This is a genomic window from Erythrobacter crassostreae (assembly GCF_019204045.1).
GTDB lineage: Bacteria > Pseudomonadota > Alphaproteobacteria > Sphingomonadales > Sphingomonadaceae > Erythrobacter > Erythrobacter crassostreae.
Window position 1 is genome coordinate 1,887,320 of sequence record NZ_JAGSPC010000001.1, and the last position, 10,692, is coordinate 1,898,011.

12 protein-coding genes and 1 tRNA gene are annotated in these 10,692 nt (G+C 56.6%); 10 read left to right on the forward strand and 3 right to left on the reverse strand.

What is annotated here, in order from left to right; translation table 11 throughout:
* Nucleotides 1-38 precede the first annotated feature (38 nt).
* The 5 genes from KCG46_RS09285 to KCG46_RS09305 all read left to right on the forward strand — a co-directional run bounded on the left by KCG46_RS09285 (nucleotide 39) and on the right by KCG46_RS09305 (nucleotide 5,618).
* Nucleotides 39-224 (forward strand): hypothetical protein, encoded by a 186-nt coding sequence (locus KCG46_RS09285; protein WP_218404952.1) that lies wholly within the window; start codon nucleotides 39-41, stop codon nucleotides 222-224.
* Entirely contained in the window at nucleotides 221-2,119 is a 1,899-nt protein-coding gene (locus tag KCG46_RS09290) for a hypothetical protein (RefSeq protein WP_255551853.1), read from the forward strand. The genes KCG46_RS09285 and KCG46_RS09290 overlap by 4 nt, the downstream gene beginning before the upstream one ends.
* Nucleotides 2,120-2,127: 8 nt before the next feature.
* Complete coding sequence (locus KCG46_RS09295) at nucleotides 2,128-3,003, forward strand: tyrosine recombinase (RefSeq protein ID WP_369410185.1); 876 nt, start codon at nucleotides 2,128-2,130, stop codon at nucleotides 3,001-3,003.
* Between the two features lie 52 nt (nucleotides 3,004-3,055).
* Nucleotides 3,056-4,000, forward strand: a complete 945-nt coding sequence (locus tag KCG46_RS09300; RefSeq protein WP_218404953.1) for an acetyl-CoA carboxylase carboxyltransferase subunit alpha — start codon at nucleotides 3,056-3,058, stop codon at nucleotides 3,998-4,000.
* 145 nt (nucleotides 4,001-4,145) lie between these two features.
* A complete protein-coding gene (locus KCG46_RS09305; protein ID WP_218405401.1) occupies nucleotides 4,146-5,618 on the forward strand; it encodes a M48 family metalloprotease in 1,473 nt (490 codons plus the stop codon).
* Nucleotides 5,619-5,721: 103 nt separating this feature from the next.
* Here the strand turns inward: KCG46_RS09305 and KCG46_RS09310 are convergent, their stop codons facing one another.
* Both KCG46_RS09310 and KCG46_RS09315 read right to left on the reverse strand, forming a co-directional pair.
* A complete protein-coding gene (locus KCG46_RS09310; protein WP_218404954.1) occupies nucleotides 5,722-5,886 on the reverse strand; it encodes a Flp family type IVb pilin in 165 nt (54 codons plus the stop codon).
* Between the two features lie 132 nt (nucleotides 5,887-6,018).
* Entirely contained in the window at nucleotides 6,019-6,201 is a 183-nt protein-coding gene (locus tag KCG46_RS09315; RefSeq protein ID WP_218404955.1) for a Flp family type IVb pilin, read from the reverse strand.
* 96 nt (nucleotides 6,202-6,297) lie between these two features.
* Here KCG46_RS09315 and KCG46_RS09320 point away from each other — a divergent pair, with 96 nt between their 5' ends.
* The 3 genes from KCG46_RS09320 to folE all read left to right on the forward strand — a co-directional run bounded on the left by KCG46_RS09320 (nucleotide 6,298) and on the right by folE (nucleotide 7,771).
* Entirely contained in the window at nucleotides 6,298-6,702 is a 405-nt protein-coding gene (locus KCG46_RS09320; protein ID WP_218404956.1) for an NUDIX domain-containing protein, read from the forward strand.
* Nucleotides 6,703-6,779: 77 nt separating this feature from the next.
* Nucleotides 6,780-6,856: transfer RNA gene (locus KCG46_RS09325), tRNA-Arg, on the forward strand.
* A gap of 291 nt (nucleotides 6,857-7,147) precedes the next feature.
* On the forward strand, nucleotides 7,148-7,771 hold the full coding sequence (gene folE / locus KCG46_RS09330; RefSeq protein WP_218404957.1) for a GTP cyclohydrolase I FolE: 624 nt from the start codon (nucleotides 7,148-7,150) through the stop codon (nucleotides 7,769-7,771).
* Between the two features lie 74 nt (nucleotides 7,772-7,845).
* On the opposite strand, the gene KCG46_RS09335 is transcribed toward folE, so the two are convergent.
* A complete protein-coding gene (locus KCG46_RS09335; RefSeq protein ID WP_218404958.1) occupies nucleotides 7,846-8,325 on the reverse strand; it encodes a peroxiredoxin in 480 nt (159 codons plus the stop codon).
* A gap of 212 nt (nucleotides 8,326-8,537) precedes the next feature.
* On the opposite strand from KCG46_RS09335, the gene KCG46_RS09340 reads away from it, so the two are divergent.
* Nucleotides 8,538-9,167 carry a hypothetical protein gene (locus KCG46_RS09340; RefSeq protein WP_218404959.1) on the forward strand — a complete coding sequence of 210 codons (630 nt, stop codon included), beginning with the start codon at nucleotides 8,538-8,540 and terminating at the stop codon, nucleotides 9,165-9,167.
* 97 nt (nucleotides 9,168-9,264) lie between these two features.
* Nucleotides 9,265-10,683 carry an adenosylhomocysteinase gene (gene ahcY / locus KCG46_RS09345; RefSeq protein ID WP_218404960.1) on the forward strand — a complete coding sequence of 473 codons (1,419 nt, stop codon included), beginning with the start codon at nucleotides 9,265-9,267 and terminating at the stop codon, nucleotides 10,681-10,683.
* Nucleotides 10,684-10,692 lie beyond the last annotated feature (9 nt).

Consider the following 10,692-nt stretch of genomic DNA (forward strand, 5'->3'; position numbering starts at 1 on the left):
TGCGGCATGGCCTATAGATGGGGTAAGGCGCGCGCAATATGTCAAACAAGCCGAACACCTCTCTTGCACAGAACAAAGCCACGGGGCGCATACGGGTCCCGTTGCTGATCGCAGCATTAGTGGTTGGAATTTTGGCGCTTGCCTATATCGATGGCGGTGAAGAACCGATCCGCCCGATTGTCCAGACTGTGACATTGCCGGGCGCGGCTGCGGAGAGCGAATGATGCGTCGTTATTTTTGGTTGGCAAGTGCGGGTGCACTGGGCGTGCTGGGTGCGACGGGCGGCATGCTTGCGACAAGTTTGGCGACTGCGCAGGATGCACCCGAATCGCTGTTACCACCCGGTTTCGATGACCCCGCTCCTGCGCCAACTCCGGCGCCTGCGCCAACCGCTCTACCGACAGCGGCTCCTGCGCCTGCACCCAGCGGAACACGTCCGGGGACGCCTGCCGGGCCAACTGGCCCTGCTCCGTCCATTGGGCCGGGCGCTTTGCCGCCGGTGCCGACTCTTTCCGGCGAGGAATTGAGCGGCCTGCCGACTTTGGAAGAGCTGGAGGCGCTTACGCCAGACGAGCTCGACGACCGGCTCGGCCTAAAGCCAAAATTCGATATCCCGCCAGCAGCGCGGCGTTCGCTGTCACAAGTCGGAGTGATGTCTTCCGAGGAAGGCGGCATGCCGAGCGAATCTCTCGGGAGGCAACCGGCTGGACTGGTCAGAGCCGTTCTTGCCGGAACGCAAAAGCCAATGGTTTCTCGTTGGGGGCACATTATTTTGCGCCGTGCCTTAGCCAGTCGTTTGGCGGCGCCCGATGGCATGAATCCAGTCGAATTTGCGAGTTTGCGCGCGGGCGTGCTGAACCGCATGGGTGAATTCGCCGTGGCGCGGGCGCTCGTACAGGATGTCGACACCGGCAATTGGAACACAGCCCTGACAAGTCAAGCACTCACCGCTTACATCGCATCCAGCGATATGAATGGCGCTTGTCCCGCTGTTAGGCTGCAAGGTTCGGCACGCGAAGATCCGCAATGGGTGATGATGCAAGCAATCTGCAATGCCTATGCGGGTGAGGGCGCGCTTGCCGCGTCTCAGCTTGACCGCGGCATCGAAAACGAAATTGCACCGGAAATCGATTTACTTCTGGCACAGCGTTATGCCGGGGCCGCAGGCCGCGGCCGGCGAGCGGTTGAAATCGAATGGGACGGGATTGATGAGCTAACCCCGTGGCGCTTTGCGCTCGCCAATGCTGTTGGTGAAACGATCCCGCAGGCTTTGCTTGATGGCGCGCTAGAGGGGCCAAATGGCGGATACTTCGCCCGGTCTGCGGCAAGCGCGCCGATGTTGCCTTTGACGATGCGGGAACCGCTGGTTTTGCGCGCCGCGAGTGAAGGTGTTTTCTCTGCAAGCACGCTGGTTGATTTTTACAGTCAGGTTTACGCAGACAATGCGATTGGCGGCGGGATCGGCGATATGGCTGATGCACTGCGGCAGGCCTATGTCGCCCCGAATACCAATGGTAAAATCAATGCGATGCAGAGCGTATGGGGCGAAGATCGCGCCTATGCCGGTTTCATCACCACCGCGTATGCAGCGGCGCGGATTGCTCCTGCAGAAGATCTCGCCGGATATTCGAGTGGGTTGATTGCATCGATGCTTTCCGCCGGGCTTGACCGCGATGCGGCCGCATGGCGCGGAATGATGGCCGATGGCAGCCTTGGCTGGGCATTGTTGGCCGTCGGCACGCCGGGCGTTGGTACCGTTGATCTGGAAGCAATCGACACGTTTGCAGACAATGACGACAGTTCAGAAGCGTGCGCTTCTGCATTTCTCGTCGCGGGACTTGCCGGATTGGACCGGATCGGCGCGGCAGAGCGCGAGTCCATGGAAGGCGCGCTGGGCATTGATCTAAGCCGGACAACGCGCTGGACATCTACAATTGATCAGGCGGCCGAGGTTCAGAACCGGACGCTGGTGATCATGCTGGCCGGTTTGGGCATGCAGGGTGACAGCTGGTCGCAAATGACGCCGCTGCACCTCTATCATATCACCTCCGCATTGCGCCGCGTCGGGCTGGAGGCGGAAGCAAGGATGATCGCAGCGGAAGCTGTCGCGCGGGCCTGATCACGGCAGTGTCGGCATCAACGCAGGCCTTTCTAGATATGCTAGCGGCTGAACGCGGGGCGGCGGCAAACACACTTGCAGCTTACAATCGGGATCTGGCCGGGGCGGAGGAAGCGGTCGGCGATTTGGCCAAAGCATCCCGCGCGCAAATTGGTAAACTGGCCGCTGCCTGGAGCGCTCTCGCCCCGTCAACAGTCGCCCGTAAGTCTTCGGCATTGCGGCAATATTTCGGCTTTGCGGTGGATGAAGGATGGCGGGAAGATGATCCGTCGGGAGCATTGCCGAACCCGCGCACAAGCCGCCCCTTGCCCAAGGTGCTTTCGCACGATCATGTCGAAACCTTGATGGAGCGCGCCGAGCTGGAGGCGCAGAGCGGTAAGCCTGCCAGCATCAGGCAGCTTGTCTTGCTTGAGATGCTTTACGGATCAGGACTGCGCGCGACAGAGCTTGTCTCTCTGCCTCTAAGCGCGGTGCCGCGCGACGCACCGCTCATCACCGTAACCGGCAAGGGCGGTGCCGCGCGCATGGTTCCGGTAAGCGATCGTGCGCGCAGTGCGATGGAGGAATGGCTGAAAGTTCGCCCCGGCGAACCGACCTCAAAGTTTCTCTTCCCGTCGCGTGGAGGTAAGCATTTGAGCCGTGTGCGGCTTTTCCAATTGCTGAAGGAACTTGCAGCCCGCGCAGGACTCGATCCGACCGGTATAAGCCCGCATGTCCTGCGTCACGCCTTCGCCACGCACCTGCTAGAGGGCGGGGCGGACCTTAGGGTTTTGCAGACATTGCTTGGGCACGCCGACATCGCCACAACGCAGATTTACACGCATGTGGATGCGGCGCGATTGGTGTCTCTGGTGAACGCCCGGCATCCGCTCGCCAATCGGTGAAAGAGCACCATGGGCCTTGCTACACGCACAGGATGGGATTAGCGGGAAAGCCATGACTTCATATCTCGATTTCGAGAAACCCGTCGCTCAACTCGAAGAGCGCATTGCCGAGCTGCGAACTGCCAGTGAAGGTGATGAGGTAGATATCTCCAGCGAGCTTGCGCGCCTTGAGACCAAGAGCGCCGATCTCCTCGCCAGCACTTATGCTTCGCTTACGCCGTGGCAGAAAACGCAGGTTGCTCGCCATCCAGAGCGGCCGCATTTTCGCGACTATGTCGCGCATGCGTTTGAGGAATTCATGCCGCTTGGCGGGGATCGGTATTTTGGCGACGATCTTGCCATCATGGGCGGCTTTGCAAAGCTGAACGGCCGGCGTGTAATGTTGATCGGTCATGAAAAGGGCAACGACACCCAAAGCCGGATCAAGCACAATTTCGGCATGGGCAAGCCTGAGGGATATCGCAAAGCGATCCGCCTGATGGAAATGGCGGGCCGTTTCGGTCTTCCGGTTGTGACATTGGTCGATACGTCTGGCGCATTTCCAGGCATTGAAGCCGAAGAGCGCGGTCAGGCAGAAGCCATCGCCCGTTCTACCGAAGCATGCCTAGCCCTGCCTGTCCCGATGGTATCTGTCATCGTGGGTGAGGGCGGTTCTGGCGGTGCAGTTGCTCTGGCGAGTGCCGAGCGGGTTTTGATGCTCGAACATTCGGTCTATTCCGTGATTTCGCCCGAAGGATGTGCATCGATCCTGTGGCGTACATCCGAGAAAGCATCAGAAGCAGCGCAGGCCATGAAGGTCACTGCGCAGCATCTGAAGCGCTTGAAAGTAATCGACCGGATCGTGAAAGAGCCGGCGGGCGGGGCGCATCGCGATCCCACCACGATGGCGCACAATCTGGGCAAAGCATTGTCCGAAGAAATTGATGCGCTTGCCGATCTGCCAAGCGAAACGCTGATCCGCACTCGCGAGGAACGCTTCCTTCAGCTTGGCGGTTGAACGCTTCAACAATTTACATTTATCCGGTGAGGTCAAAGGGTTGCCGCGAGGCTTCGCTTGCCCGATAGTCATGTTTGAAGAGAAATAGCTTGGCCGCAATTGGTGGGACGCGGCGGTTGCCAGGAGGAGAGAGCAAATGCCGAAAATGTCACGTAAAATTCTGATCGCAGGTACAGCGCCAATGGCGCTTGCATTGAGCGGATGCATGGGCGGCGGCGGTTCTGTTCCGTCTGCTTCTACACCGATAACGCAGCAAGAGGCGCAACAAGGCGCACAATATCACCCGCAGTTGCTCTCTGAATTCGGCGGGGCAATGTCGGGATCACAGGCCACCTATGTTGAGCAAGTGGGCAAGAATATCGCTGTGCAATCCGGGCTGGGCAATGCGCGCGATAGCTTTACCGTCAGCCTGCTGAACAGTCCGGTCAACAATGCATTCGCCGTTCCTGGCGGTTACATTTACTCAACCCGTCAATTGGTCTCGTTGATGAACAACGAAGCGGAATTGGCCGGTGTCCTGGGCCATGAAGTAGGCCACGTTGCTGCGCGCCATTCTCAGCGCCGCCAGCAAGCAGCTCAGCGGAACTCCATCCTTGGGGTTCTTGGCGCGATCGGCAGTTCGATTCTGCTTGGTGACAGTTCCATCGGCAACACGGTTTCGCGCGGGTTTATGCAGGGATCACAGCTGCTTACACTTAGGTTTTCGCGCAAGCAGGAATTGGAGGCCGATGATCTCGGCATTTTATACCTTCAGCGCGCAGGCTATGATCCAAAGGCAATGAGCACCGTGTTGGCCAGCCTCGCTGCCCAGAATTCGCTCGATGCACGGCTCCAGGGACGCGGCAATGCGTCGGTTCCGGAATGGGCTTCGACCCACCCCGATCCGGCAAGCCGGGTTCGAACAGCCTTGGCGAAGACAGAAGGTTTGGGCAGCGGCGTCACCAATCGCGACACGTTCCTGTCCCGTATTGATGGCATGATCTACGGCGATGATCCGGAGCAAGGTGTGATCGAAGGCAGCCGCTTCATTCATCCCGAATTGATGCTTTCATTCACCGCGCCGCAGGGCTTCTATATGGTCAACGGTACACGAGCGGTCAGCATCAACGGGCAAAGCGGCAAAGCGCAACTGACGTTAGCGCCCTATGCCGGTGATCTAGACAGCTACATTCGCCAACAATTTAAGACTTTGGGAGGAGAGGAGCAAACACTCGCTCCGTCCAGTATTCAGCGCACGACCGTTAACGGAATTCGCGCAGCCTATGGCAGTGCGCGTGTAAACAACGGGAACAGCCAGGTCGATGTGACGATTTTCGCGTATGAATTTTCGAATGATCGCGCGTACCATTTTCAAGCGATTACGCCCGCTGGCCAATCCAACGCGTTTTCTTCGATGTTTCAATCGATGCGGCGCATTACCCAGCGTGAAGCTAGCGCGGTTATTCCGCGGCAGGTTGATGTCGTGACAGTACGGCGCGGCGATACCGTCAGCTCGCTTGCGCGGCGGATGGCCTACGATTCGAATCAGGTCGAACGGTTCCGTGTTTTGAATGCCATGGAATCAAGCGACACTTTGCGTGCAGGCCAGAAAGTTAAGCTGGTCGTTCGCGGGCGCTGATCGGGTGATCTCATAAGAATTTTCGCTCGCGAAATTTATTGCGGACAAAAGAAAAGCGGCGGGGAAAATCCCCGCCGCTTCCTTTTTCCGTAAGTCGTTAGACTTAGGCAGCCATTTCGGTCTGTACTTCCGAGAAAGTATCCGAAAGGGTCGAGCCGAGGCTCTGCATTGCGGTGATTGCTGCAACAGCGATCAGAGCAGCGATAAGGCCGTACTCAATTGCGGTTGCGCCCTGCTCGTCACGTGCAAGTTTGTTGAAGAATTTCATTGGTAGTCTCCTGGTTATGGTCTTCGTTACCCGTTGTTCAAATCGAATGGTTCGATCCGGACATTGGAGGTTGTAAGCAGCAGCTCTTGAGAAATTGCTAATTCGCAGCCTTTCAAAAGCATTAATTTTTGGTCAGCGGCTTGCTTCCTCCTGCGCAGTCTTCACGTCACTCCAAACCCGTTGGTTCTCTTCGGCTACGCCTTGGAGGGCACCAACCATTGCAATCACGATCAAACTAACAATCAGGCCGTATTCAACAGCAGTGGCACCGGACTGATCCGCTCCAATACTCTTGAAAAATGTCGCTAATTTCATGCTTCACCTGTCAATACGTTCCTGACGAGAGCCGGTATCGCCGCCGAGAATTAAGAAAAGGTTGATGCAGAGCGACAAAATGGAAAGAATTCCGACATGACAGACACGTGGCTCCCCGTAGTCGCCGGCGCTTTAAAGGGCGCTGATGGCAAGTGGCTTATGCATAAGAGGCCACCAGAAAAGCACCACGGCGGGCTATGGGAATTCCCGGGTGGGAAAGTTGAACTATCTGAAATTCCTTTGGAATCCTTGGTTCGTGAACTGCGCGAAGAGCTTGGTATCTCCGTCAATCCCGCCGATTGTGCGCCGGCAGCGTTCGCTCAAAACGTCCTTAGCGAGGACGGAATTCCGATTGTCATTCTTCTTTACAGAATCGAGCGCTGGGTAGGAACGCCCGAAGCTTTGGAAGGCGGCGAGGTTGCTTGGTTCGCCCGCGAAGGCATCGCAAAGTTGGAAAAACCACCGCTAGATTGCGCCTTGGTCGCCAGTCTTTTGGGTTGAAGCGCAAGAAACGTGGGCTTGCCTGCAAACAGAGGTTGCCAATCCCAGCCAGCCCCCTTATGTGCCGCGCTTCAAGCGCACCCGTAGCTCAGCTGGATAGAGTACCTGACTACGAATCAGGGGGCCGGAGGTTCGAATCCTTCCGGGTGCGCCAACAAAAGCCCATCCCTTGCGGGGTGGGCTTTTGTTGTTTGGGCAGTTGTCTGTCCCGCCCGCCGCCTGGCTCAAAGCCATGGCCAGGTCAGCAACGCGGATGCAAAGGACCTAACCATATCAGCATTTTGATATGGTCGGCGAAATCCGTCTGCAGTCTTTAATCCTTCTCTTTGATGCAAATTTTGCAGGGAACCCTTTGTAGACAGAGGGATTTTTATCAGTGGGATTAAGATGAAGTGGAGGATGGCCGTGCACCGGGTCCGCCTCTGTGCGTAGAAAGACGTTAGCCATGAACTATATGAACGTGCATGATCACGATGAATTTGATCCGGAGAATCCTTTGAGCAAGCCTGACGTTCCTGAAGATGTACAAGATGCGGTGCGCACTCTGATTAAATGGGCGGGGGACGATCCCACCCGTGAAGGCTTGATCGACACGCCCAAGCGCGTTGGCCGCGCATGGCTGGAATATTGCGCAGGGAATCAGGAAGATCCTGCTATCCATCTCTCACGAATTTTTGAAGAAGTCGGCGGCTATGACGAGATTGTCTTGCTGAAAGACATCCCGTTTCACTCGCATTGCGAACACCACATGGCGCCGATTAAAGGCAAGGCGCATATTGCTTACCTGCCTGACAAGAAGATCACCGGCATATCAAAACTCGCGCGCGTGCTTCACGGGTTCGCCAATCGCCTGCAGGTTCAGGAACGCCTGACTGCAGAAGTGGCCGAGTGCATCTGGGACAATCTCGAACCGCGCGGCGTTGCGGTGGTGATTCAGGCAGAGCATGGCTGCATGACTGGTCGCGGCGTGAAAGTTCACGAAGTTGAAATGCTGACCAGCCGGATGATGGGCTGTTTCCTTGAAGATCATCGCAGCCGTAAAGAAGTGATGAGCCTGATGGGCTTCTGATCGGAAGTTACTCTCACAATAAAAAAGGGCGCCTCGTTCGGGGCGCCCTTTTTGTATCTAGTGTTGGTTCGGCGTTAAAGCTGGCCGAGCATGTGCTCCGCGCTGGAGACTTTGAAGTCGCCTGGCTCTTCGACGTTCAGCTGCTCAACAACGCCGTCATTTACGACCATTGAGAAACGCTGGCCGCGCTTGCCCATGCCGAAACCGCTGCCGTCCATTGTCAGGCCCACAGCTTCTGCGAAGTCCGCGTTGCCGTCTGCGAGCATAGTAATGTCATCGCTGCCAGCGGCATTGTTCCACGCGCCCATGACGAATGCGTCGTTCACTGCGGTGCCAACAATCTCGTCAACGCCTTTAGCTTTCAGGTCTTCGGCTTTCTCAACGAAGCCGGGAAGGTGCTTGGCCGAGCAAGTCGGGGTGAACGCACCGGGCACAGAAAACAGCGCGACTTTCTTGCCAGCGAAATACTCGCTTGCCTGAACCTGCTCTGGGCCTTCGGCTGTGGCCTTAACCAGAGTCGCCTCGGGAAGTTTATCGCCTACGGAAATTGTCATGGCATCCTCCAAATATGGTGTGTGCTGCGCGGGGTAGGGCGCGCTTCACAACCGATATAGGCGCTCGCACTGCCGCGGCAATGCTTAAGCGAAAGCAAACGAAACCGGATTTGGGTTAAGGGCCCTTTACCGAGGGCTTTGAAGATCGGGTAAACATCTTGGCCATACCTCTGATGCAGCGACGGGGAATCGCGGCAGAGGAGAAACAGGAAATGCGGGTATCAAAAACATTCGGAGCCGGAATTGCGGCCTTGGCCTTATTAATGCCAGGCGGTGCGGGCGCGCAAGAGCTTGATCAGGCATATATCGGCCCGATCGCCGCGAATGCAGAGAACATCCGCAGCCTCAATATCATGCTGATGGTCACCTCGCTTCGCTGCCGCAAAAGTGCGCATGATTTTCGCGGGGAATACGATATGTTTTCCCGTAAGCATCAGCAGAATTTGGCAGAGCCGCATACCCACCTCAGCCGCAATCTTGTTGTCAGCTATGGCGAAGACGGGACGGCGCGGGCGCTCGACAAAACCGGTGTAACGATCGCGAACAGATATGGCGATGGGCACCCAACGCTCAAATGCGCAGACCTAAAGCGTGCAACATTCGACCTTGCCCGAAGTCAGGATCGAATGCGGCTTTCCAATATGGCTGACGCTTTGCTTGAGGGGTGGGCTTATCAGGATCGCCCGACCACAACTGCGCTCGCTCTAGTTGCCGGCGAGACAGCCAAGCCAGCTTTGGAATATGAAGCGCAATTGATGAATGAGTCCAATCCCACACGCACAAATGGCAGTGTTCCAGAGAAAGTCCCAGCATCGAAAGTGCCCATTTGGCTTAGGGGTTAGCGTACGACATAGAGATATAAAGAAAACTTTATATTTGATTGTCGGTGGCTAGATCGCTAGGGCGCGGTAACGCAAATTACCCCCGATGGAGACTAGAATGGCGACCGCCGCACATACGCACGAATATATCATCAAAGACATCGCGCTCGCACAATATGGTCGCGACGAGATTCATATTGCTGAAACCGAAATGCCGGGCCTGATGGCTCTGCGTGAAGAGTATGCCGCATCGCAGCCGCTCAAGGGCGCGCGCATCACCGGCTCGCTACACATGACGATCCAGACCGCCGTTCTGATCGAAACGCTGACAGCTCTTGGCGCGGAAGTACGCTGGGCGACCTGCAACATTTTCTCGACACAGGATCACGCCGCTGCCGCAATCGCCGACCAAGGCATTCCGGTTTTCGCGATCAAAGGCGAAACGCTGGCGGATTACTGGAACTATGTTGGCCGCATTTTTGATTGGTCGACTGAAGACGATGCTGATCTGACAACCAACATCATCCTCGATGATGGCGGCGATGCCACCATGTTCGCTCTTTGGGGCGCGCGGATTGAAGCTGGCGAAGAAATGCCTGCTCCGCAGAACGCCGAAGAAATTGAGATGCAGAAAGCTCTCAAAGCCTATGTTGCTGCGAAGCCTGGTTACCTGACCAAAACGGTCCAGAACATCAAAGGTGTTTCGGAAGAGACCACCACCGGCGTTATGCGCCTTTACCAGATCGCCAAGCAGGGCAAATTGCCTTTCCCGGCGATCAACGTGAACGACAGCGTGACCAAGTCCAAGTTCGACAACCTGTATGGCTGTAAAGAATCGCTGGTCGACGCAATCCGCCGCGCAACCGACGTGATGCTGGCCGGTAAAGTCGCCTGTGTCGCTGGCTACGGCGACGTTGGTAAGGGTTCTGCTGCTTCGCTCCGCGATGGCGGTGCCCGCGTTATGGTCACCGAAATCGATCCGATCTGTGCTTTGCAGGCGGCAATGGACGGCTTTGAAGTCGTATCGATGGAAGAAGCGACCAAGCGTGCTGATATCTTTGTGACCGCAACCGGCAACGAAGACGTCATCACCGGCGAGCACATGAAGAACATGAAAAACATGGCCATCGTGTGCAACATCGGTCACTTCGACAGCGAGATCCAAATCTCCGCGCTCGACAATTACGACTGGAAAGAGATCAAGGAAGGCACCGATATGGTCACCTTCCCTGAAGGCAATTCGCTGCTCATCCTTGCCAAGGGCCGCCTTGTGAACCTTGGCTGTGCCACTGGCCACCCGAGCTTCGTGATGTCCGCTAGCTTTACCAACCAAACGCTGGCCCAAATCGAACTGTTCACCAAGTCGGATGAGTACGAGAACGACGTCTACGTCCTTCCAAAGCATCTCGACGAGAAAGTGGCTGCTTTGCACCTCGAAAAGCTTGGTGTTCAGTTGACACAGCTCAGCCAGAAGCAAGCCGATTATATCGGTGTGCCTTCGGCTGGTCCGTTCAAGCCGGATCACTACCGTTACTAAGCGGTTTTG

Coding starts and splice junctions, on each gene's coding strand:
- KCG46_RS09285 (WP_218404952.1), top strand. CDS start 39: ATGTCAAACAAGCCGAACACCTCTCTTGCACAGAACAAAGCCACGGGG.
- KCG46_RS09290 (WP_255551853.1), top strand. CDS start 221: ATGATGCGTCGTTATTTTTGGTTGGCAAGTGCGGGTGCACTGGGCGTG.
- KCG46_RS09300 (WP_218404953.1), top strand. CDS start 3,056: ATGACTTCATATCTCGATTTCGAGAAACCCGTCGCTCAACTCGAAGAG.
- KCG46_RS09305 (WP_218405401.1), top strand. CDS start 4,146: ATGTCACGTAAAATTCTGATCGCAGGTACAGCGCCAATGGCGCTTGCA.
- KCG46_RS09310 (WP_218404954.1), bottom strand. CDS start 5,886: ATGAAATTCTTCAACAAACTTGCACGTGACGAGCAGGGCGCAACCGCA.
- KCG46_RS09315 (WP_218404955.1), bottom strand. CDS start 6,201: ATGAAATTAGCGACATTTTTCAAGAGTATTGGAGCGGATCAGTCCGGT.
- KCG46_RS09320 (WP_218404956.1), top strand. CDS start 6,298: ATGACAGACACGTGGCTCCCCGTAGTCGCCGGCGCTTTAAAGGGCGCT.
- folE (WP_218404957.1), top strand. CDS start 7,148: ATGAACTATATGAACGTGCATGATCACGATGAATTTGATCCGGAGAAT.
- KCG46_RS09335 (WP_218404958.1), bottom strand. CDS start 8,325: ATGACAATTTCCGTAGGCGATAAACTTCCCGAGGCGACTCTGGTTAAG.
- KCG46_RS09340 (WP_218404959.1), top strand. CDS start 8,538: ATGCGGGTATCAAAAACATTCGGAGCCGGAATTGCGGCCTTGGCCTTA.
- ahcY (WP_218404960.1), top strand. CDS start 9,265: ATGGCGACCGCCGCACATACGCACGAATATATCATCAAAGACATCGCG.